Origin of the sequence: Pseudoalteromonas sp. NGC95 (assembly GCF_015864705.1) — a bacterium.
Lineage (GTDB): Bacteria > Pseudomonadota > Gammaproteobacteria > Enterobacterales > Alteromonadaceae > Pseudoalteromonas > Pseudoalteromonas arctica.
Genome location: NZ_JADYWR010000001.1, coordinates 231,281 through 252,500, shown reverse-complemented (window position 1 = coordinate 252,500; position 21,220 = coordinate 231,281). Strand labels below are relative to the sequence as shown.

The 21,220-nt window shown below is 40.9% G+C and carries 22 protein-coding genes and 1 riboswitch; of the genes, 12 read left to right on the top strand and 10 right to left on the bottom strand.

Annotated features, from left to right (window positions below):
* Positions 1-54 precede the first annotated feature (54 nt).
* From I6E70_RS01230 to I6E70_RS01205, 6 genes are read right to left on the bottom strand one after another with little or no spacing between them, the layout of a single operon-like run.
* On the bottom strand, positions 55-1,476 hold the full coding sequence (locus I6E70_RS01230) for a tetratricopeptide repeat protein (RefSeq protein ID WP_197187845.1): 1,422 nt from the start codon (positions 1,474-1,476) through the stop codon (positions 55-57).
* A 19-nt stretch (positions 1,477-1,495) separates the two neighbouring features.
* Positions 1,496-2,152 carry an energy transducer TonB gene (locus I6E70_RS01225; RefSeq protein WP_197187844.1) on the bottom strand — a complete coding sequence of 219 codons (657 nt, stop codon included), beginning with the start codon at positions 2,150-2,152 and terminating at the stop codon, positions 1,496-1,498.
* Position 2,153: 1 nt separating this feature from the next.
* The gene (locus I6E70_RS01220; RefSeq protein WP_007585059.1) at positions 2,154-2,558 is read right to left on the bottom strand and encodes an ExbD/TolR family protein; all 405 of its coding nucleotides are present in this window, start codon (positions 2,556-2,558) and stop codon (positions 2,154-2,156) included.
* A gap of 4 nt (positions 2,559-2,562) precedes the next feature.
* Entirely contained in the window at positions 2,563-2,943 is a 381-nt protein-coding gene (locus I6E70_RS01215) for a MotA/TolQ/ExbB proton channel family protein (protein WP_002960812.1), read from the bottom strand.
* Positions 2,936-4,285: a MotA/TolQ/ExbB proton channel family protein gene (locus I6E70_RS01210; RefSeq protein WP_197187843.1), complete on the bottom strand. Its 1,350-nt coding sequence runs from the start codon at positions 4,283-4,285 to the stop codon at positions 2,936-2,938. The genes I6E70_RS01215 and I6E70_RS01210 overlap by 8 nt, the downstream gene beginning before the upstream one ends.
* The gene (locus I6E70_RS01205; protein WP_197187842.1) at positions 4,285-5,058 is read right to left on the bottom strand and encodes a DUF3450 family protein; all 774 of its coding nucleotides are present in this window, start codon (positions 5,056-5,058) and stop codon (positions 4,285-4,287) included. The genes I6E70_RS01210 and I6E70_RS01205 overlap by 1 nt, the downstream gene beginning before the upstream one ends.
* A gap of 217 nt (positions 5,059-5,275) precedes the next feature.
* Here I6E70_RS01205 and I6E70_RS01200 point away from each other — a divergent pair, with 217 nt between their 5' ends.
* Entirely contained in the window at positions 5,276-7,456 is a 2,181-nt protein-coding gene (locus tag I6E70_RS01200) for a TonB-dependent receptor (RefSeq protein ID WP_197187841.1), read from the top strand.
* Between the two features lie 77 nt (positions 7,457-7,533).
* Positions 7,534-8,214, top strand: a complete 681-nt coding sequence (locus tag I6E70_RS01195; protein ID WP_197187840.1) for a Fe2+-dependent dioxygenase — start codon at positions 7,534-7,536, stop codon at positions 8,212-8,214.
* A 176-nt stretch (positions 8,215-8,390) separates the two neighbouring features.
* Here the strand turns inward: I6E70_RS01195 and galE are convergent, their stop codons facing one another.
* Positions 8,391-9,407, bottom strand: coding sequence for a UDP-glucose 4-epimerase GalE (galE, locus tag I6E70_RS01190; protein WP_024589785.1), 1,017 nt, complete (start codon positions 9,405-9,407; stop codon positions 8,391-8,393).
* Between the two features lie 279 nt (positions 9,408-9,686).
* Here galE and I6E70_RS01185 point away from each other — a divergent pair, with 279 nt between their 5' ends.
* Positions 9,687-10,178 carry a DUF3016 domain-containing protein gene (locus I6E70_RS01185; protein ID WP_010555263.1) on the top strand — a complete coding sequence of 164 codons (492 nt, stop codon included), beginning with the start codon at positions 9,687-9,689 and terminating at the stop codon, positions 10,176-10,178.
* Positions 10,179-10,225: 47 nt separating this feature from the next.
* Here I6E70_RS01185 and I6E70_RS01180 read toward each other — a convergent pair whose 3' ends face one another.
* Complete coding sequence (locus tag I6E70_RS01180) at positions 10,226-10,516, bottom strand: hypothetical protein (protein ID WP_007585044.1); 291 nt, start codon at positions 10,514-10,516, stop codon at positions 10,226-10,228.
* A gap of 71 nt (positions 10,517-10,587) precedes the next feature.
* Between I6E70_RS01180 and I6E70_RS01175 the strand changes: the two genes are divergently transcribed.
* Positions 10,588-10,797 (top strand): hypothetical protein, encoded by a 210-nt coding sequence (locus I6E70_RS01175; protein WP_002960797.1) that lies wholly within the window; start codon positions 10,588-10,590, stop codon positions 10,795-10,797.
* Positions 10,798-10,805: 8 nt separating this feature from the next.
* Here I6E70_RS01175 and epmB read toward each other — a convergent pair whose 3' ends face one another.
* Complete coding sequence (gene epmB / locus I6E70_RS01170; protein WP_101216916.1) at positions 10,806-11,819, bottom strand: EF-P beta-lysylation protein EpmB; 1,014 nt, start codon at positions 11,817-11,819, stop codon at positions 10,806-10,808.
* A 41-nt stretch (positions 11,820-11,860) separates the two neighbouring features.
* On the opposite strand from epmB, the gene efp reads away from it, so the two are divergent.
* Both efp and epmA read left to right on the top strand, forming a co-directional pair.
* A complete protein-coding gene (gene efp / locus I6E70_RS01165) occupies positions 11,861-12,427 on the top strand; it encodes an elongation factor P (protein WP_010555265.1) in 567 nt (188 codons plus the stop codon).
* 57 nt (positions 12,428-12,484) lie between these two features.
* A complete protein-coding gene (gene epmA / locus I6E70_RS01160; protein WP_169059864.1) occupies positions 12,485-13,459 on the top strand; it encodes an elongation factor P--(R)-beta-lysine ligase in 975 nt (324 codons plus the stop codon).
* Between the two features lie 183 nt (positions 13,460-13,642).
* Here the strand turns inward: epmA and I6E70_RS01155 are convergent, their stop codons facing one another.
* Complete coding sequence (locus tag I6E70_RS01155; protein ID WP_197187839.1) at positions 13,643-15,760, bottom strand: TonB-dependent receptor; 2,118 nt, start codon at positions 15,758-15,760, stop codon at positions 13,643-13,645.
* Positions 15,761-15,844: 84 nt separating this feature from the next.
* On the opposite strand from I6E70_RS01155, the gene I6E70_RS01150 reads away from it, so the two are divergent.
* The 6 genes from I6E70_RS01150 to I6E70_RS01125 all read left to right on the top strand — a co-directional run bounded on the left by I6E70_RS01150 (position 15,845) and on the right by I6E70_RS01125 (position 21,214).
* Positions 15,845-16,243, top strand: a complete 399-nt coding sequence (locus I6E70_RS01150; protein WP_197187838.1) for an acyl-CoA thioesterase — start codon at positions 15,845-15,847, stop codon at positions 16,241-16,243.
* A gap of 126 nt (positions 16,244-16,369) precedes the next feature.
* Positions 16,370-16,768: an META domain-containing protein gene (locus tag I6E70_RS01145; protein WP_010555269.1), complete on the top strand. Its 399-nt coding sequence runs from the start codon at positions 16,370-16,372 to the stop codon at positions 16,766-16,768.
* Between the two features lie 107 nt (positions 16,769-16,875).
* Positions 16,876-16,990, top strand: a riboswitch (TPP riboswitch).
* Between the two features lie 143 nt (positions 16,991-17,133).
* Positions 17,134-19,086 carry a phosphomethylpyrimidine synthase ThiC gene (gene thiC / locus I6E70_RS01140; RefSeq protein ID WP_165740921.1) on the top strand — a complete coding sequence of 651 codons (1,953 nt, stop codon included), beginning with the start codon at positions 17,134-17,136 and terminating at the stop codon, positions 19,084-19,086.
* 118 nt (positions 19,087-19,204) lie between these two features.
* The gene (locus tag I6E70_RS01135; RefSeq protein WP_197187837.1) at positions 19,205-20,215 is read left to right on the top strand and encodes an FAD-dependent oxidoreductase; all 1,011 of its coding nucleotides are present in this window, start codon (positions 19,205-19,207) and stop codon (positions 20,213-20,215) included.
* 7 nt (positions 20,216-20,222) lie between these two features.
* Positions 20,223-20,417 carry a sulfur carrier protein ThiS gene (gene thiS / locus I6E70_RS01130; protein ID WP_002960781.1) on the top strand — a complete coding sequence of 65 codons (195 nt, stop codon included), beginning with the start codon at positions 20,223-20,225 and terminating at the stop codon, positions 20,415-20,417.
* 5 nt (positions 20,418-20,422) lie between these two features.
* On the top strand, positions 20,423-21,214 hold the full coding sequence (locus tag I6E70_RS01125; protein WP_010555272.1) for a thiazole synthase: 792 nt from the start codon (positions 20,423-20,425) through the stop codon (positions 21,212-21,214).
* Positions 21,215-21,220 lie beyond the last annotated feature (6 nt).

Here is a 21,220-nt window from a genome sequence, read left to right as displayed (position 1 = left end):
GCTCGTCACGCCAGCAAGCTGTGTCTACAAGAAAGTTTAACCACGGTGTTAAACTTACCCCTCTTGGCGCACTATATTCTCAAGGGCGCGAATATTAGTAATTAAGTCCTGGCGTTGTGGGTTGGCTTGTAATGCTTTTCTAAGATGCTTTAGCGCGCTCGGGTAGTCTTTAGAATCAATCGCTATTTGCGATAATCCAAGCCATGCCGATAGTTGGTAATCAGGTAGGGCTTGTGCACGAACGTACATAAGTTTTGCTTGGGTAAGTTGGCTTTTACTGCGATATATACTCGCTAAACTAAGTAGGGCATCACCTAAATTCGGGTTTATTTTAAGTGCGTTATTTAAGCTTTTAAGAGCACGTTTAGTATTACCTTGTTGCATAGCAATTTGTGCGCTGTATACAGAAAACTGCGCTTGTTCATCACGGGGTAGCTGCTTAGTTAATCTTTTTGCGCTGCCTATTAGCTCTTTAGCTAAATCCCATTTTTGTTGAGATACAAGCCAGCCTAAAGTTTGCATCGTGGTATTAATAACCTCCACTTGCTGCTGTTTAGTGGCGTGTTTTAAACCTTGCTTTAATAAACTCACAGCGCGTTCAGTGCTGCCTTCACTTAAATGCAGCTGGGCTGCTAAAAGCTGGTTACTGGTATCTTTAGGGTTGAGTTTTAAGGCCACTTCAATAGCAGCTAGCGCCTGCTTTTTGTGATCAAGCTGTAATGCTATTTGTGCACGTTGCAGCCAAAGTTCAGCTTTATCAGGGCTTTTATTAAGTAATTCTTTTAATAATGCATTTGCCTGACTTAAATCACCCGATTCAATTAACGCAAACAATAGCCCTTGTTGGTATTGGCTTGTTTCTGGCGCTAGCATAAGCGCTTGGCGGTACGCCGCTACTGCGCTCCAAGGTTGGCTGTGCTGTACATGTATATAAGCAAGTTGCGCATAACTTTGTGCATCAGCTTGGCCAAGTTCAATACTGTGAACTAGGTGTGTTTGTGCTTTGTCATACTTTGCTTGTTGCATGTATAAAAGGCTCAAACCTTGGTGTGCTTTTACTAAATCAGGTGAGGCTTTTAAACACGCTAAGTACGCTAGTTCAGCGTTATTAAAGTCTTTTGTTGAAAGCAGTACTTGTGCACGTAATAAGTTTAAAGCAGTGCTATCTTTGCTTATATCACGGCCTTTAAATAGCGCAGCGACTTCACTGTAATTACCTGCTTGTAACAGTGGTTGCACTTGGCGAGCAAAACCGCGCTCGGTCGGCTCAATAAGGACCTCTGTAGGACCCAGTAATTTATTATTTATAGCCAACTGCCATGTTGGATCGCTAGGCGATAACGTTACTTTTAGTGGCGCATTAGTATCACTGGCAGCGCTTGCATGTACGCTACTTGCACTTACTAAAGGTAATGAACACATTACAGTCGTTAACAGTGCGGAAGTTAATGGTTTTAGCGTTTTAAATATATTCATATTTTTCATTTTAATAGGCTTAAGGTTTAAATTCGATTGGCCAAATAAAGCGAGCGCGTACGGTTTCACCTTCTTTTTTAGGTGCACTAAAGCGGCTTTGTTTAATAATTTTGTCGATAGCTGGTTTAAGTTCAGGGTATGGGTTTTGTACTACCTCAATTAAACTTACCTTGCCACTTTCATCAATAAATACATCGAGTTTTACAGTAAATACATCAACACCTCGGCGGGTTAAGCTTTTTGGTAAAACGGCCTTGACGGGAGTAAGCAAAGTGGGGAGACCATCGAGTTGATTTAAGCTAAATGCATCCCAATTTACACTCATTGATTGCCATTGTGGCGCGCTTACTTTTACGCTAGGTGTATCGGGTTTTACAATACTTAAATTGCTGTTGATCTTAATTTTTACGGCTTGAATAGATGCGCCTGCACCTTCTACCGCCAAGCTTTGCATTGGCTCACTTGTTTGCTGTTGCGATATTGATGGTGGAGGAGGAGGTGGCAATGCCACCATAGCAATCTCACGTACAACGACTTTGTCTTGCATATGATGCTCTGCAAGTTGTCCAAGCCATAAAAGTAGTAATGCAGCACTAAGTACAATGAGGCTAAGGCCAAATGCAAAAAGTGGATGGCGATTGTTTTTTGTTTTTTGAGGCGAGTCAATCGTGTGCATATTATTGCTTCGTAGCTAAGTTAACTTTCGCCGCGCCTGCCAGCTTTGCTTCGTCAATTACTTGAACAAGTAACTCTGTAGGTACTGTTTTATCAGCTTGAATTACCACAGGGCGTTGTTGCTGTTTTAACATTTGCTCGACACTACTACGTACACCAGCAACACCAATTTGGCTGCCATCAAAAAATACTTGTTGAGAGTCGGTTATTGCTAAAAATATAACTTGCTGCTCAAGGCGGCTGGCCGATACGGCTTGTGGTTTATCAACCTCAACACCGCTTTCGCGTACAAATACGGTTGTAACAATAAAAAATATTAGCAATATAAATACCACATCAAGTAGCGGCGACATATCGATATGTTGCCCCGCTTCTTGCTCTAGCTTGTGCTTTAATCGTGATTGCATAGTGTTACCCTAACTGTTTACTTAACGTATGTAATTTAGGATTACGCTGCGAATACGCTAAATACGCTTGCATTAACCACGCGGGAATAGCGCACACAAGGCCGAGTTGAGTTGTTAGTAATGCATCACCAATGGCGTCACTCATTAACTCGTTATGGCCCAGCGCCATTACTTTAAATGTATCAAGCAAACCAACAATGGTGCCTAATAAACCAAGTAGCGGAAGCGCTGCAGTTAAAATAGAGCTTACCTCTTGCCAGTAACCTTTACGCTGCGCTTGGTATTGTTTAAGGTGCAGTAAGTCATGAAAAATCAGCTGGTATACAAATAAAGCGAGTAAAAGAATACACCAGCAAATAGGGTTACTAACGATTTTTTCAAACATTGGTTTCTCCTTTTTCTAGTTGGCTAAGCTGTAATGCAAAGCCTTCTAGTTGGCTGTAATACGCTTTTGCTTTACGTGATAGCAATGCATTTAATACCAATGCAGGGATGGCAACGACTAAACCTAATTCAGTTGTTATAAGTGCTTGTGCAATACCGCCCGATACAACTTCTGGGTCACCTGAGCCAAACAAGGTCATCATTTTAAATGTTTCGATCATGCCGCTAACAGTACCTAACAAGCCAAGTAGTGGAGCTACTGCAGCCGTAACGGCAATAGCGCCAATAAAGTTATCGAGTTTATGCTTATCGTGAATTAACTGATTAAATAATTGATCGTCTCGTACTTGGCCTTTTTCGCTTTGCAGCGTTAAGTTGAACAACTGCTGCTGCATGCCTGCAAATTCATTGCTATTTTTAGCTTTAAAAAATTGCTGTAATTGCATTTGAGGGTGCATTTTAATTTTACTTAAACGCAGTAGTTGCGCGGCTTTTAATAGCGCAATGGTTAGTGCAAAGCAGGCAAATAAAATAATAGGGATAGCCCACAAGCCGCCTTTTTCTAGGTGTTCAAGCGGACTTTCTTGTTGGGCTTGGCTAGTTACTAAGTGCGTTAAACTAGGATCAAAAGTAAGTAATGTTGAGCCTACACCGTTTTGCTTTAAAGTATTATCGAGTGGGTTATCGTCACTTGTTGATTGTACTAACGCTACTTTTAATGCATTAGATTCATCATCCAAATTTAATAAACCCATAAGTTTAGGTGTTTGCGTACTAAACCATGCAATAGGGCCTACTTGAAGGGTATTAGCTTGGCTTAATTCGCCATTACTTAGCACAACCGATTGCTTTTTAAACTGTGGATAAAGTGCCTGTTCTTGATTATTAATTTGCGATATAACGCGGCTTAATAACTCGTTTTGGTTATTAGTCGCGTTGTTATTGCCTGAACCATTGCCTGCATTATTACCGGTACTATTGCTGGTATTTTGGCGCACAAAACGGCTAAGTAAGTTTAATTGATATTGCTGTTGCTGTTGCCAAGTGTCTAATCGGGTTTGTAACTGATCGAGGCTTAATGTGTTTTCGTCTGCTAGGCGGCGATTAACCGCTGCTTGTTCGCGTAATTTACTGAGCGATTGCTGCTTGGTAAAAATTTGCTTTGCAAGGGTAGCTTGCTCTTTTGAAATACTATTTTGAGTTTTACTTAGAGTACGTTGCGCTGTTTTAATATCAGTTAAAATACTTTGTTTAGCATCATCACTGCTAGCTGCAAAAGAAACATTTGCACTAAAAAGTAAAACTGTGGCGCTAAATACTTTAATTATGCTGTTAATAGCCATTATTTAGCCCCTTGCTGGTTTTTATTTACATAACTTAATATTGGGAGTGTTACCCAATCAGCAGCGCGCTTTTTTTGCTGTACAGCAATACCCAGTGCAACTTGCTCAGCATTAATGCTTGGGTCAAATTCCCACTGCCAACCTAAGTCACTTGGAAAACCAATACCTACGTAACTTAAATCTTCGCTTACAAACCATGCTTGTGCTGCACCTAAATAAAGCTGCTTTACCCATATTTCTTGCCCGTCAGGATGCTTGATAGCCATTTCGTGAATTGAAATACGTTGTTGAAAATCATTAAGTAGAGTCAGCATTTTTAGCGCTGTTTGTAATTTGTCTGTTGTACTGAGCTGTGAGTCGCTTAAATCACCAGTGTTTTTCCAACTACTTAAAAGTGGCGGGGGGAGTTGCACTTGTAATGAAAGTAATTGCCCAGAAATACGTGCTAGTTGATCATTTAATTGCTGTTGATCATTTTCTAGTTCTGATTGCTTAGTAACAAGTTGTTCGCGTTTTTGGGCAAGCTCACTGGTGCTTTTTTTTCTACGCTGATTAAGCTCGCTAAGTTGCTGCTGCTCAGCATTTAGAAGCGTTAAGGTTTGCTCCATACTGCTTTTTTGTTCAAGCCAATGAGTATTTAATTCTGTGTTTTGATTTTCTATTTGTAGCCATTTATTAACGAGTTGTTCTAGCTCACTAACAGTGTCGGCCTTTACTGCCATGGTGCTACAAAGCGCGATAACTACGCTAATTGGTTTAATTAAGCTTCGCATTACTTAACAACAATCCTGAAAGTTACGACAAGCAATTACAAGGACGTAATTACTGTTAATTTTTGAGTGCGTATACAATATAGGAATTCACATAACAATGCAATTGATAACAGTTATCGTTTACATTGCGTTGTTTGAGTGGTAGGATTTCGCCGAAATTAAATATGTACCTTAAATTAACAATAGTTAAGTGCTTAATAAAAACTACGGAGTAACCATGAGTAAGCCATCGAATAAAGTAAATACCTACGTGAAGCCAATTGCAGCGGTTGTTACAGCAACGCTTTCAACTTGGGCAAGTGCACAAGATGTTCAAGAGCTGGCTGTAGTAAAAGCACAAACGATAACTGAGTCTAGCTATGTTGTTGAAAAATCAACGTCGCATAAATACACTCAACCGCTACTTGATACAGCTAAAACTGTAACGGTAATTAACCAAGCGGTAATGAAAGATAGAAACGTAGATAGCTTACGTGATGCTTTACGCAATGTGTCTGGTATTTCTTTAGCAGCAGGTGAGGGTGGTTCACCTACTGGCGATAGCATGTCGATTCGTGGTTTTAGTGCTACAAATGATATTTTTGTAGATGGTATTCGTGATGTTGCAGGTTACACACGTGATATTTACAACATTGAAGCCGTTGAAGTTGCAAAAGGCCCAGGCTCTGCAGTTTCTGGTCGTGGCGCAACAGGTGGTAGTGTTAATTTAGAAAGTAAAAAGGCGAAGTTAGACAACTTTAACGACGTTTCTCTACGTTTAGGTACAGAAAACGATTACCGTGGTCGTTTTGATACTAACATTCAAGTAAACGACACAAGCGCACTACGTATCAATCTTCTTACTGATAAAGGTGATGTTGCAGGTCGTGATCATGTTGAAAACGAAACAAATGCTGTTGCGCTTGCATTTGCAACAGGACTTGGTACAAACAGCCGTTTTGATTTAAACCTAGAGTATCAACGCCAAGACAATTTACCAGATTATGGTATTCCTTGGGTTTACAGTGATACGCCAGTAGCTGAACTTGCAGATAGTGCACGCTCACCTTCTCCTGTCGACTTTGATAACTTTTACGGTAATATTTATCGTGATTACGAAGATATTGAAGCTTACTCAACAACAGCTCGTTATGAGTATGATTTTTCTCAAAATACTACGTTACGTGTGCAAGGTCGTTTAGGTAAAGTTAAGCGTGAGTCAGTAACAACTGCACCGCGTTATTTCTCGGTTACAACAGACACTGATATTACCTTTGCAGATGAAAAAACACGTGATACTGAAAATTCACTTGCTGCACTTCAAGTTGATTTAATTGGTAACTATGAATTTGCTGGCTTTACTCACGACGTAGTAGTAGGTGTTGAACTTGCAAATGAAACGTTTACACGCCATAACTTTGTTGCCACTACGCCTGATAACCTAATTGAAGATGGAATACGTAACGACTTATACAACCCTGATGCAACAATTGCATTTACGGGTGTGTACGGCCGTGACGGTACAAGCATTGAAGCTAAAGCTAAAAACCAAGCTATTTATGCATTTGATACAGTGACGCTTAACAAGCAATGGGAAGTTACAGGTGGAATTCGCTTTGATAGCTTCACTACGGATTATCACAACGATTACAATGATCCAAGCGCTTTAATTTCTACAAGTGACGATTTATTTAGCTGGAATGCAGCTGTAGTTTATAAACCTACAGAAAACGGCAGTGTATATTTAGGCGCAGGTAATTCATTTAACCCATCGGCTGAAAGCCTAACGGTATCTACGCGTTCAAATGCAGCTGATTTAGACGCAGAAGAAAGCCGCAGTTATGAATTAGGAACTAAATGGAGCCTAATGGATGGCCGCCTGCAAACTAATGCTGCACTTTTCCGTACTGAAAAAACCAATGCCCGTACTGATGACCCATTTGCAGATAGCTCAAGTGACGAAATACTCGGTGGTGAGCAGCGCGTTCAAGGTTTAGAGCTTTCAGCAACGGGCCTAATTACTAAAGAGTGGACTGTAATTGCTTCATACACTTACCAAGATAGCGAAGTAACTAAAGCATTAGGCGACGACGCAACTCAAATTGGTAACGAGCTTGCACGTACGCCTAAAAATAGCGCGAGTGTTTGGACTACGTACGATATGTCGGATAAGTTATCGTTTGGTTTAGGTGCGCAATATGTAGGTGAGCGTTACAACGGGACTACGTCAACACGCTCTCGTGCGCCAGGTTATACTATTTTTGACCTAATGGTTGCGTATGACATATCAAAAGATTTGAGTCTGCAGTTTAATGGTGAAAACCTAGGTGATAAAGATTACGTTGATCAGTTAGGTGGTGGACACTTTGTACCAGGTGATGGTCGTAAGTTTAGCTTAACAGCGAGCTACTCTTTCTAAGAGTAAAATAAGTACGGCATAAAAGGGCAGAGTTAACTCTGCCCTTAATTATTTGATGAAAATGTGAGAGGGCGCACATGCTAGTTAAAATTCCAGAGCTACTAACGAAAGAAGAAGTGGCGTATTGTCATGAGGTTTTGCTTCAAGCGCAGTGGGCCGATGGCAGTATTACCGCAGGGCATCAATCAACCAAAGCAAAAAATAACTTACAGCTACCTGAAAATAGCCCTGAATGCCAAGAGCTTGGCGACATTATTATGGCAGCACTTGCGCGTAGTAATTTGTTTATGTCGGCAGCGCTCCCCGCAAAAATTTTTCCTCCGCTTTTTAACTGTTATCAAGGTGGGCAATCGTTTGGTGTGCATGTAGATAATGCGATTAGACAAGTGCCGGGTACGCCAGTAAAAATTCGTACAGATGTATCAATGACGTTATTTATTAATGACCCCGAAGACTATGAGGGCGGTGAACTTGTTATTGAAGACACTTATGGCTCACACAGCGTAAAGCTGCCAGCAGGCAGTATGGTGTTGTACCCTTCAACGAGTTTACATCGTGTAATGCCAGTAACAAGTGGGCGCAGATTAGCCTCATTCTTTTGGTTACAGAGCATGGTAAACAGCGACGAAAAACGTGGTTTACTCTTTGATTTAGATATGTCGATTCAAAGTTTGCGCAGCAAAGTAGAAGATAGCCCAGAGATTATTCAATTAACAGGGGTTTATCATAACTTGCTAAGACAGTGGGCGCAGACATAACGAAGATACTCGTTATTAAATATTGGATATTAGATATAAGTAATTAAAAGCTGCGCTTTTCGCGTGAGTAAGCTCTACGCCTACGACGCAGCCATAAAATTGAATTCGGTGTTTAAAATACTCGGTATGCGCGGCTTGATGCCGCGCACTTATTGTAAGCGCAAAGCTTGTTTTACTTAACCCTTATAACCGTTAGGGTTATTTGACTGCCAGCGCCAGGTATCTTGCATCATTTCATCAATACCGCGCACTGCTTCCCAGCCAAGTTCATTAAGTGCTTTTTCTGGCGCTGCATAACACGCTGCAATATCACCCGGGCGGCGAGGTGAAACCTGATAAGGTACAGCTTGATCGCTTGCTTTAATAAATGCATTAACCATTTGTAGTACAGAGTAACCATTACCAGTACCTAGGTTATAAACTAATGCACCCGTACTGCTGGCAATTTTATCAAGCGCTTTTAAATGACCAATAGCTAAATCTACAACGTGTATATAGTCGCGTACACCTGTGCCATCAACTGTGTCGTAGTCATCACCAAATACAGCGAGTTGCTTTAATTTACCTACCGCTACTTGTGCGATAAACGGTAAAAGGTTGTTTGGAATACCATTAGGATCTTCACCAATTAAGCCCGACTCATGTGCACCCACTGGGTTAAAGTAACGCAAAATAGCAAACGCAAAGCGCTCATCTGATTTGGCGATATCTTGTAGCATCATCTCAACCATCAGCTTAGATGTGCCGTACGGGTTAGTAGTACCGCCTACAGGAAAGTCTTCTTTAATTGGTAAGCTTGCAGGGTCGCCGTATACTGTGGCTGACGAGCTAAATACTAATTTAAATACACCAGCATCGCGCATTGCATCAACAAGCGTAAGCGTACCTTGTACATTGTTTTGATAGTACTCAATGGGCTTTGCAACCGACTCGCCTACTGATTTTAAGCCCGCAAAATGTATAACACTATCAACCGTGTGTTTTGCAAATACTGAATCTAAAAAGGGTTTATCGAGAATATCGCCTTGGTAAAAAGTGGCCTCTTTGCCTGTAATATTCTTTACGCGCGCAAGTGATTCTTGTGATGAGTTACTTAAATTATCAATAACAACAACATCGTTACCTTGCTGTAAAAGTTCTAAAACAGTGTGCGAGCCAATATAGCCAGCGCCACCGGTTACTAAAATAGTCATGAAAGCTCCGTGGGTACCTTTTATCAATTGAGTTAATTTCACCATAAATAGAGGTGATTTACATGCTTTATCTGTAATTTCTATAGTTTAAATAACATCTTTTTTTAATAACGGTAAATTAATCACTTTTGATTACATTTTACTCAGTACAAGTAACACTTTATACGTAAGATTAAGTTATAGTTAATAAACAAGTGCTAAAATGAGTCTAGTAATAGCTGATGCTAGGTTTACTCCAATCTACACTTTTGTGATTGGTCTACCTCTTTGGAGAAAGATATGAATTTAGTTAAAAAAATAGCAACAACAATGTGTATCGCATTACCTGCGCTTGCCCATGCTGGTGAGTCTGTTGTTAAATGGCATGACTTTAATGATTATCGTGATGTGCGAGCGTCAAACCAAACAAAGAGCTCATATCACAAAAGTGTGGCAGCAAGTTTCGAAAAGCATATGGCTAAACTAGCCGAGCAATTGCCAAAAGATTATAAATTAAACGTAGAGTTTACAGACTTAGATTTAGCAGGTGATGTGCGTTATGGCGGTATGGACGAAATTCGTGTAGTAAAACCAATTTATTTTCCACGCATTAAGCTAAATTATTCGTTAACCGATAACGACGGTACAGTGCTAAGTAAAGATACTGATGTGGAGCTTAAAGATATGGGCTTTATGGATAAAATTAAAATGGGCCGCGACGAATCATTTTATTACGAAAAACGCTTACTAACAGAGTGGTTTGGTGAACAAATATTACCAAGTTTAGATTAACTGAAAATAAAAATGCCGCTAAATAGCGGCATTTTTATTTTTAAGCTTTACTTAAAAGTAGCTAACAACGTGAGTATTTGTTGTAACTTAATAACGGTTGTTTTCAGTTTTTCTTCTTCAAAACCATCGTTAGATAAGCTTTCAACATCAGCGGCTACGTCAAGTACGTAAGGCTTAAAACGTTTAGCTTCAAAGCTAAAGCCAGAATCGGCAGTAAATAAGGCTTTAAACTTACCGTGACCTTGCTGTTGAAGCTCGTCGAGTTTTTTGTCAGCATCAAGTGCCTGACGGTAAACAATTTTTAAGTTGGCATTGAGTTGTTCAATAATAGAATCCATGGTTTTCCTAAAGCTTTGCACTGCATTGCCGACATAATACTTGGATTACATTTAAAAGTCAGGTTTGTTATATGAATATATCAGGCACAAGTTTACCCGCTGTTTCTGGCTCAGGCCAAGGCAGTGAGCTTTACAGCGCTGCTTTATCTAAAAAGCAGCAGTTAGCAGATGGCGCGGCGGCTCTTGCACTTATTGAAGGTGCTGCACAATCGTCAAGTGCGCAAACACCGGCTAAATCGGTAACAGCATCATTGGGTAACAACGTAAATATATACGTTTAAATGCTGTTTTAAATTAGCTTAAGATCGATAGGTGTTTTGCTTTTTTGACCACCGATTTCTCTTACTAATTTAGGCACTAAAAATCCAGGCAGAGCTTTTAATAGCTCTGCCATTATTTCAATTGCTTGCGCTTCATTAATATCAAAGTGGCTCGCCCCTTCAACTTTATCTAGCAAATACAAATAATACGGCAATACGTCTGCGTCAAATAACGCTTCGCTTAAATTTATTTGCGCATCAACCGTATCGTTCACATCTTTTAAAATTACAGCTTGGTTTAGAAGCGTTACGTTTGCTTGTTTAAGCTTTTGCATAGCAGCTTTAAAATCAGCGTCTATTTCGTTGGCGTGGTTTATGTGATTAATAAAAATAATTTTTAATGGCGATTTTGCTAATCTCTCACATAACTCATCGGTAACTCGCGCCGGTATAACTACTGGCAAACGGCTATGAATTCGCATTCGTTTTATTTGTGGTAATTGCTCAAGCTCATCCAAAAACCAGCTTATTGCATCGTCTTTGGCCATCAGTGGATCACCACCACTTAAAATCACTTCGTTTATATTGCTATCTGATTTTATATAGCTCAGTGTTTCAAGCAGACTTTTTTTATTGAGTTGGTTTTCTTGATACGGGAAATGCCTTCTAAAGCAATAACGACAATTTACAGCACAGCCGGTTTTAAACATCACCAAAACACGCGATTTGTACTTATGTAAAAGGCCTGGTTGGTCGTTATCTTGCTCAAGTAGGGGATCTTTATTAAAACCCGATTTAGTCAAAAATTCTTGATGGCGTGGCATAACTTGTAGCAATAGAGGATCGTTTGGATCGCCTTTGCGTATTTTTTTTATAAAAGGGATAGGCACGCGTACCGGAAATAAACTACGGGCTTTTAGGTCGTTTTCATGGACTTGGCTCGATAAACCGACCATTTCAAGCAAGGTTTTTGGGCAGGTAACTACATTTGCTAATTCTTTTTGCCAGTTTTTATGCAAATTTGCTTCATTTCTTTGTATCATTGGCATGTAGATTACTCGAAAAAATATAAATAGAGGAAACGATGGCGAATTATAGCACCAACGAGTTCAAGGGCGGCCTAAAAATTATGATGGACGGCGAGCCTTGCAGTATCTTAGAAAATGAAATGGTAAAACCTGGTAAAGGCCAGGCGTTTAACCGTGTTCGTATCCGTAAACTTATCTCTGGTAAGGTGCTTGAAAAAACCTTTAAATCGGGTGAATCAGTTGAAGGTGCTGATGTAATGGATACAGATTTAGCGTATCTATACACAGACGGCGAATTTTGGCATTTTATGAACAACGAAACATTTGAGCAAATTGCTGCTGACGAAAAAGCACTAGGCGATTCAGTAAAATGGTTAGTTGAAAATGATTTATGCACAATTACATTATGGAACGGCAGCCCTATTGCTGTTACACCACCTAACTTTGTTGAGCTTGAGATCACTGAAACTGATCCTGGCCTTAAAGGCGATACAGCGGGTACTGGTGGTAAACCAGCAACGCTTAGCACAGGCGCTGTGGTACGAGTTCCATTATTCGTACAAATTGGCGAAGTAATTAAAGTAGACACTCGTAACGGTGAATACGTAAGCCGTGTTAAGTAAGCTTTAACATTGTTTATAAAATCCCAGCTTACGCTGGGATTTTTTTTTGGAGAAAATATGTCAGCAGATCTTTGGGCCCCAAGCGCAAGCATTGAAACACTAAAACAACGTGCAGCGATATTACGTAGTATTCGTGAGTTTTTTTATGTACGTGATGTTTTAGAGGTAGAAACGCCAAGCTTAAGTGCTGCCAGTGTAACCGATGTGCACTTAGCTAGTTTTAAAACCAAATTTGTAGGTCCAGGGCATGCTGGTGGGCTTCCTCTGTTTTTACAAACATCTCCAGAGTTTGCCATGAAACGCTTGTTAGCAGCAGGCTCAGGCGCTATTTTTCAGCTTTGTAAAGCATTTAGAAATGAAGAAGCGGGTAGCCATCATAATCCTGAATTTACTATGCTGGAATGGTATCGCCCAGGCTTTGATGAATTTACACTTATGGATGAAATGGATGAGTTAATGCAACTTGTTTTAGGTGTCGAGCCTGCAACTAGACTTACTTATCAGCAAGCGTTTGAACAAGCACTCGGCCTCGATCCTTTAACAGCAAGCATAGAGCAATTAAAGCAACTAGCGTGTAAGCAGGGGTTTGCTGATATAGCCCAAAATGAAACGCATAAAGATACCTTACTGCAATTATTATTTTGTATGAAAGTGGAGCCAACAATAGGACAAGAAAAACCGTGTTTTGTTTATCATTTTCCAGCTTCTCAAGCGGCACTTGCACAAATTTGTGAACATGATGCACGCGTAGCAGGGCGCTTTGAGCTTTATTACAAAAATATGGAATTGGCTAACGGCTTTAACGAATTAACAAATGCTAGTGAGCAAGCTAAACGTTTTAATGAAGATAACACATACCGCGCTAACAACGGTTTAAAGCAAGTACCAATGGATACACGTTTAATTAAAGCGCTAGAACATGGATTACCACAATGCGCAGGGGTGGCTTTGGGGATTGATAGGTTGGTAATGCTTGCAACAAATAAAGAAAAAATTAAAGACGTAATAGCGTTTGATGTTCAAAGAGCGTGATACTTGGCTTGTAGGCGTAGGTGGAATATTTGTAGGTGCGAATTTATTTCGCGCTCGTGTAATTTAACTTTATAAAAAGCGAGGTATAAAACCTCACCTACAAATAAAAACACCGCGTTTAATTTAAACGCGGTGTTTTTATTTGCTTGCTGTAGCTTTCATTTGAAAGCCAACGGCTGTGCTTTACAGATTAAGTGTAAACGTAACACCTGCAACACGAGGCTCACCTAATTGTGTGTAGGTATGCGTTGCGTAACCATCTTGTGGATCGTTACCAAACTCAAAACCACGTGTAGGGACTGTCTCGTCAAACACGTTACGAGCCCACGCGCGAACTGCCCACATGTCTGCTTCGTAGCCAAAGCTTAAGTTAACTAAGTTGCTGCTTGGTGCCTGTGAGTTATGACTATCTGAGAAGTAGTAGTCGTCCTTACCTTCAACACCAATCATACCGTAAAGCTCACTTGTAAAGTTATAGCGAGCAGTAAACGCATACTGGTATTTAGGTGACTGTGCTTGCTCACGACCGTCTTGGTTTAAGCCAGACTGCGTTACAAAGTCATCTATTTCAGTGTTTAAGTAACCAGCACTACCCGTTAAAAATAGATTATCAGTTAGTTGGTAACTACCTTCAACTTCTAATCCGTAGTTGCTACCAGAACTTGCGTTATCAACATAACCGGTAAATTGCTGACCTTCTACTTGCCATGCTTTTAACTGAATATCGTCGCGGTGCATGTAAAATGCAGCTAAGCGAAGCGTAAATTTGTCATCAAGCGATGAGCCTTTAACACCAAATTCGCCACTCCATAAATATTCAGGGTCGAAACTGGTGTGTTGCTGGAAAAAATCAGCGCTTAGGTTTAAGCCTTCATCTTTGGCTTTAGCAAGCGCTTCTGAGTTAATACCGCCAGCTTTGTAGCCACGCGTAATGCTGGTGTAGATCATAGTGCGATCAATCACTTGATATTCAAGTGCTATTTTACCGCCAACCATTACGTCGTCGGTGTCTTGTATAAAGCCATTGCTATCGGTGTAGTCGCCTTGGTATTGCTCTACACGTAAACCTGTAATTAATGTTGTTTTAGGGCCAATTGGAGTCGCTACTTGACCATATACTGCAACGTTACTCGTTTCGTAAGTTGAAGAAAACGGGCTTGCTAACCATGTGTATTGGCGCTCTAAATCAACGTCACGGTTTTGGTAATAAATACCCGCAACCCAGTTACCCGTTTTAGAATTAAACTTTAAATCTACAGACTGATCGTCGCGATCGCGGCTGTATAAATCAGTTGAGCTGTATCCATCTGGATGTAAGCCTGCAGCACATAACTTTGGCTCACTTGTATCGTTACATACCCAGTCTTCGTCAAAGCTGTAAAGTAATTCGGTATCAATAGCCGACAGGTTTAGATTTACATCAAAAGCGTCAAAACCCGTGTAAGTATTCTTGACACCTATAGCGTAGCTTTCTTGATTATCTTGGCCTGGTTCATCGGCAACACTATTGCGGCTGTTATCAAGCGTAAACGCATCGTAACCATTGTTTATGTCAATATAGTGAAGGTTTAATTCAGTATTTAAATGCTTTGTAAGCTGACTGTTTATTTTAAAGCGGGCTACTTGTTCGTCTTGATTTTGTGTTTCGTCATTTAAGTACAGGTTATCTACGTAACCGTCTGACTTTCTGCGAAAGTAGCTAACGCGTGCGCTAGTGTCATCTGTTAAGCCTGTGCTTGCTGCAATGCCTGCTTCGCGGGTGTTGTATGTGCCAGCACCTACTTGTAATTTTAAACTTGGATCGCTCGTGGCTTTAGCTGAACCCATTTGGATCATACCGGCCATACCGTCTGCGCCAAAGCGTGTACCTTGTGGACCACGGTAAATTTCTACTTGGTCTATATCAAATAATAATGAGCTGCCACCAAGGCCAGAATAGTTAATACCATCAATTACTAAGCCTACAGATGGATTAATAGGATCTACAAATTGTGAACGAAGTCCCACGCCACGAATTTGAATATAACGACCGCGCGACGCACCAGATGCAAAATTTACATTGGCGGTACTGCCTAACATTTCGTCTAAGTAACTTGCACCACGTTGATTAATTTCATCTTCGCTGAATAAGCTCGCACTCGCGCTTAAAGTTTGAATGCTTTCGCGCTGAAAATCGCCGGTTACAACAATTCTTTCTAGGTCGCTATCATCAGCGTTAGCTGCAATTGGTGCACCAAGCAGCGGTAAAAGTGCGGCAGTAATTAAAGACAAACGTAAGTTCATTGGGTTACTTAACTCCATTTTAGGGACTCGTATGGTAGCAATTATTTAAACACATGTGCTATAAACGCGGCAATTATACGTTAAATAATCAGGATTACTAATATGACCTTTAAAGTTGACTTCAAAGTACGTGATTACGAATGTGACTTACAAGGTATCGTAAATAACAGTGTTTATTTTAATTATTTAGAGCATGCTCGCCATGAATTTTTGTACGCACACGATATTGATTTTGCTCAATTAGCGAAAGATAAAATTAACCTAGTCGTGATGCGCAGCGAAATGGACTATAAACATTCACTATTACCAGGTGATGAATTTTATGTGGCTGTGGAGCCGCAGCGTATTAGTCGTTTAAAATTTGCGTTTAAGCAAACGGTTATACGTAAAAGCGATGAAAAAGTAATGCTCAATGCACTGGTTATAGGAACGTCTATTAATGAAAAAGGTAGACCGTTTTTACCTGAGCAAATAGATAACGTATTTAAAACTACAACTTAGTACTTAATCGCATAAATTTTGAACTATCATAGAACAAAAATTTACATTTAAAACATGCATTTTTAACGGATAAAGGGCATAAATATTGTTACAATTACATTAATTAGACAATTAGTTAGTAGTAGCATGAAATTAGCAGCAATACCGATGCTTATAGTCGGTTTATGTGTTGGTTGCGCATCAACAGGGACGGTTACCAGTGAGCAGCTTAAATACACCCAATGGCAATTATCACGTGTTGATGGTTTAGCAATTCCACCTTCGTTTAATGCATCAATGAGCTTTATTGAAGCACTGCAAGTAAACGGTTTTGCTGGCTGTAACAAATTTTTTGGTGAAGGCTCGCTTGAAGAAAGTAACCTTACCGTAAGTAAATTAGGAATGACGCGCAAGTCGTGCGGCGAAGACCTTGATGAGTTTGAGCAGCAGTTATTACAAGCCTTAAAGCAAGGTGCAGAGCTTAAAATGCAAGACCAGCAATTAGTCATGCAAGGCGAGCAAACATTTGTGTTTATCCCTAAATAATTTTAAGTTTTTGAAAAACAGCCCCTTGCGGGCAGTTTTTAACTGACGTACACTCAGCGCAGATTTGATGGATAACACCTTCAAATTAACGAACAGAATTTATATATCAATACTTGTCGGAGTGCCAAAGCTAAGTAATTAGTTTTTGGCTGAGATCGCGAAAGCGGGATCCGTGAACCTGATCAGGTTAATACCTGCGTAGGGAACAAGCTGCCTAAAATGGGACGCTTGTGCGTCTTTTTTTATGCGCACAATAAAGTGATTTTGTTTATTTTAGGCTGCAAAGTAGCATGTACGCTACTTTACGATCTTTCTCTATTCCTCGGAATATCTGACAAGACAACCCTTAAGCAATGAGGCAAGTCATGTCAAATACTACAAATAAAGCGTCACGCCGAGAAACTCGTGCTGCCGCGTCTGAATATATTTATAACTTAACGGGTCAACCGTTCCCAAATTCTCATAAAGTATACGTTGAAGGCACTCAACCTGGCGTGCGCGTTGGTATGCGTGAAATCACATTAAGTGATACGTTTATTGGTGGCACAGATGAAAACCCTGTTTATGAGTCAAACGATCCGCTACGTGTTTATGATACGTCGGGCCCGTATACCGATCCTAATTTTGAACTTGATGTACGCAAAGGCTTACCAAAATTTCGTGAACAATGGATTGAAAGCCGTGGCGACACCGAGGTTTTAGAATCAGTGACGTCGCAATTTTCGCAGCAACGTATGGCAGATGAAGGGCTGGATCATATTCGCTTTGATCACCTTCCAAAAATTCGCCGTGGTGTCGCTGGTAAAAACGTAACGCAAATGCACTACGCACGCCAAGGGATTATTACTCCTGAAATGGAATACGTAGCCGTTCGCGAAAATATGGGACGTGCAGAAATTCGTAAAGAATTATTAGCAGCGCAGCATAAAGGCGAGTCGTTTGGCGCGAGTATTCCTGAATTTATTACCCCAGAATTTGTACGCGATGAAATAGCCCGTGGTCGCGCTATTTTACCAAATAATATAAACCATCCAGAAACAGAACCTATGATTGTAGGCCGTAACTTTTTAGTAAAAGTTAACGCCAACATTGGTAACTCATCAGTAAGCTCATCTATTGAAGAAGAAGTAGAAAAAATGGTGTGGTCTACCCGCTGGGGCGCAGACACCGTGATGGACTTATCAACGGGACGTTACATTCACGAAACGCGTGAATGGGTTGTACGTAACTCGCCTGTACCTATTGGCACAGTACCGATTTATCAAGCACTTGAAAAAGTAAATGGTGTGGCTGAGGATTTAACGTGGGAGATTTTCCGCGATACGCTTATTGAACAAGCCGAGCAGGGTGTTGATTACTTTACTATTCATGCCGGTGTACTGCTTCGTTACGTACCAATGACGGCTAAACGTGTAACCGGTATTGTGTCGCGCGGTGGCTCAATTATGGCTAAGTGGTGTTTAGCGCATCATAAAGAAAACTTTTTATACACTCACTTTGAAGATATTTGCGAAATTTTAAAACAATACGATGTGTGTTTTTCACTTGGTGATGGACTTCGACCTGGTTCGATTGCTGATGCCAACGATGAAGCACAGTTTAGTGAGCTGCGCACATTAGGTGAACTGACTAAAATTGCGTGGAAGCACGACGTGCAAGTATTTATTGAAGGTCCAGGACATGTGCCAATGCACATGATTAAAGCCAATATGGACGAGCAATTAAAACACTGCGACGAAGCGCCATTTTATACATTAGGTCCGCTAACGACCGATATTGCACCAGGGTACGACCATATTACTTCTGGTATTGGGGCGGCTCAAATAGCATGGTACGGCTGTGCAATGCTTTGCTATGTAACACCTAAAGAGCATTTAGGTCTGCCAAATAAAGAAGATGTTAAAGAAGGCTTAATTACCTACAAAATTGCAGCGCATGCCGCCGATTTAGCAAAAGGGCATCCTGGCGCGCAAGAGCGCGATAACGCCTTATCAAAAGCACGCTTTGAGTTTAGATGGCATGACCAATTTAATATTGGTTTAGATCCAGACCGAGCTCGCGAGTATCACGACGAAACCCTGCCGCAAGAATCAGGTAAAGTGGCTCACTTTTGCTCTATGTGTGGTCCTAAATTTTGCTCTATGAAAATTAGCCAAGAAGTACGCGATTACGCTAAAGATTTAGAAACACGTGGTATTGATCCTAATAACGCTGGCGACGCTATTGAAATAAAAATGGTTGATGTAGAAGCCGAAATGAAAGCTAAGTCAGCTGAGTTTAAGCAAACAGGCTCAGAGATTTACCATAAAGCGGTATAAAGTAATTATCGCTAGAAGTTAGATGCAGACGTAGGTGAGGTTTTATACCTCGCTTCTTTAAAAGTTGAAGAAGTGCGAAGTAAATTCGCACCTACTAATAACTGCTTTGGAGGTTTTCGTGTCCTATAACATTGCGGTGGTTGGGTTTGGTTTAGCGGGCAGGTTAGCTGCGCTTACGCTGAGTAAACAGCACCATGTCACTGTTTTTGAAGCAGATGACGAGCATACTCAAAATAGCGCAGGTAAAGTGGCAGCAGCAATGCTTGCCCCGCTTGCTGAGTCGGTGTTATGTGAGGCTGATTTAGCTTTAATGGGTCTTGATTCAATGAAGCGCTGGCCTAGCATTATTGCCGAGCTTGAAAGTGACGTTTTTTTTCAGCAGCAAGGCACTTTGGTCATTGCGCACCAGCAGGACAAAGGCGATTTACAAAGCTTTGCACAGCGTATAAAACCGCTAGCTGATCACACTGCCGAGCATATAAATGCTCAACAAATTACAATGCTTGAACCTGAACTGGCAGGGCGCTTTAATCAAGGCTTATTTTTACCCTGCGAGGGGCAAATTGATAACCAAGCATTTTATAAAGCCAGCTTTGCACAGCTCAACAAACGCAAAGTAAAATTTGTATTTAATCAGCGCGTAACCATTAGCGACAACAAAATAAACAATCGACCATTCGATTATATTATTGATTGCCGTGGGCTTGGTGCTAAAAATACTCAAGATGATAAACCGCTTAGAGGTGTGCGCGGCGAAGTAGCAAGGTTATACGCACCAGAGGTAAGTTTAATCAGGCCCGTGCGTTTAATGCACCCGCGTTATCCAATTTATATAGCGCCTAAACCTAATCATGAATATGTAATTGGTGCGACTGAAATAGAGTCACAAGACAATGGTGCCGCAACAGTGCGCTCAACTCTTGAGTTACTTTCAGCGGCTTATACCGTACACAGCGGGTTTGCCGAAGCACGACTACTTAGTATTCAAACCGGATTACGCCCTGCATTTAGCGATAACCGCCCAGAAGTATCACAAGTTGGTAATGTAATTAGCATTAACGGTTTGTATCGACATGGTTATATGTTGGCGCCGGCATTAGTGGCGCAAGCAGTTTCACGAATAGAGTGAGAGTAGAATGAATATTACAATTAATGGCGAGCTACTTAATGTTAATAGCAAAGCACTCGTTGAGGTACTTCAAAGTTTTGGTGCAGTCGCGCCTTTTGCTGTGGCTGTTAATGGCGAATTTATTCCACAAAGTCGGCACAGTAACTATGTACTTAATGAAGGCGACAGTGTTGAGTTGCTGTCACCCATTCAAGGCGGATAAAGCTCATGCAAACTAAAGACTGTTTAACTATTTATGGAGAGCAAATAAAGAGTCGTTTATTAATAGGCTCTGCACTTTATCCGTCGCCCGACATTATGACCCAATCGATAGTCGCCTCTGGCGCTGAAATTGTAACTGTGTCGCTTAGGCGCCAACAAAGTGCAGCAGCGGGTGATGACTTTTGGCAGTTAATAAAAAATACAGGTTTAAAAATACTCCCTAATACCGCAGGGTGCCACAGCGTTAAAGAAGCTATCACGCTTGCAAAAATGTGCCGAGAGGTATTTGCTACCGACTGGATTAAGCTAGAGCTGATTGGCGATGATTACAATTTACAGCCAGACCCTTTTGCGCTACTTGAAGCCACAAAAATATTAATTAATGATGGCTTTAAAGTATTGCCTTATTGCACCGATGACTTAGTACTTTGCCAGCGCTTAAATGAACTTGGGTGTGAGGTACTTATGCCATGGGGGGCACCAATAGGCACCGGTAAGGGATTGTTAAATAGCTATAATTTAAAAACTATTCGAGAGCGCTTACCCGATACCACATTAATAGTAGATGCCGGTTTAGGTTTGCCATCGCATGCCTGCCAAGCACTCGAAATGGGGTATGATGCGGTATTATTAAATTCAGCCATTGCAGGGGCGGGTTGCCCAATTACTATGAGCCGCGCATTTAAAGCCGCAGTTGAAGCGGGGCGCTTTGCATACAAAGCAAAAGCGATGCCGGAAAAAGACGTTGCAGCCCCATCAACCCCAACAATGGGTATGCCATTTTGGCATCAGCAGTGAAGGAAA

Bases quoted from the DNA above. Each gene is read 5' to 3' on its own strand.
- I6E70_RS01125 (WP_010555272.1), top strand. From the start codon at position 20,423: ATGCAAACTAAAGACTGTTTAACTATTTATGGAGAGCAAATAAAGAGT.
- I6E70_RS01175 (WP_002960797.1), top strand. From the start codon at position 10,588: ATGAATATATCAGGCACAAGTTTACCCGCTGTTTCTGGCTCAGGCCAA.
- I6E70_RS01200 (WP_197187841.1), top strand. From the start codon at position 5,276: ATGAGTAAGCCATCGAATAAAGTAAATACCTACGTGAAGCCAATTGCA.
- galE (WP_024589785.1), bottom strand. From the start codon at position 9,407: ATGACTATTTTAGTAACCGGTGGCGCTGGCTATATTGGCTCGCACACT.
- thiC (WP_165740921.1), top strand. From the start codon at position 17,134: ATGTCAAATACTACAAATAAAGCGTCACGCCGAGAAACTCGTGCTGCC.
- epmB (WP_101216916.1), bottom strand. From the start codon at position 11,819: ATGATACAAAGAAATGAAGCAAATTTGCATAAAAACTGGCAAAAAGAA.
- epmA (WP_169059864.1), top strand. From the start codon at position 12,485: ATGTCAGCAGATCTTTGGGCCCCAAGCGCAAGCATTGAAACACTAAAA.
- I6E70_RS01195 (WP_197187840.1), top strand. From the start codon at position 7,534: ATGCTAGTTAAAATTCCAGAGCTACTAACGAAAGAAGAAGTGGCGTAT.
- I6E70_RS01185 (WP_010555263.1), top strand. From the start codon at position 9,687: ATGAATTTAGTTAAAAAAATAGCAACAACAATGTGTATCGCATTACCT.
- I6E70_RS01145 (WP_010555269.1), top strand. From the start codon at position 16,370: ATGAAATTAGCAGCAATACCGATGCTTATAGTCGGTTTATGTGTTGGT.
- I6E70_RS01230 (WP_197187845.1), bottom strand. From the start codon at position 1,476: ATGAATATATTTAAAACGCTAAAACCATTAACTTCCGCACTGTTAACG.
- efp (WP_010555265.1), top strand. From the start codon at position 11,861: ATGGCGAATTATAGCACCAACGAGTTCAAGGGCGGCCTAAAAATTATG.
- I6E70_RS01220 (WP_007585059.1), bottom strand. From the start codon at position 2,558: ATGCAATCACGATTAAAGCACAAGCTAGAGCAAGAAGCGGGGCAACAT.
- I6E70_RS01155 (WP_197187839.1), bottom strand. From the start codon at position 15,760: ATGGAGTTAAGTAACCCAATGAACTTACGTTTGTCTTTAATTACTGCC.
- I6E70_RS01180 (WP_007585044.1), bottom strand. From the start codon at position 10,516: ATGGATTCTATTATTGAACAACTCAATGCCAACTTAAAAATTGTTTAC.
- I6E70_RS01210 (WP_197187843.1), bottom strand. From the start codon at position 4,285: ATGGCTATTAACAGCATAATTAAAGTATTTAGCGCCACAGTTTTACTT.
- thiS (WP_002960781.1), top strand. From the start codon at position 20,223: ATGAATATTACAATTAATGGCGAGCTACTTAATGTTAATAGCAAAGCA.
- I6E70_RS01205 (WP_197187842.1), bottom strand. From the start codon at position 5,058: ATGCGAAGCTTAATTAAACCAATTAGCGTAGTTATCGCGCTTTGTAGC.
- I6E70_RS01225 (WP_197187844.1), bottom strand. From the start codon at position 2,152: ATGCACACGATTGACTCGCCTCAAAAAACAAAAAACAATCGCCATCCA.
- I6E70_RS01150 (WP_197187838.1), top strand. From the start codon at position 15,845: ATGACCTTTAAAGTTGACTTCAAAGTACGTGATTACGAATGTGACTTA.
- I6E70_RS01215 (WP_002960812.1), bottom strand. From the start codon at position 2,943: ATGTTTGAAAAAATCGTTAGTAACCCTATTTGCTGGTGTATTCTTTTA.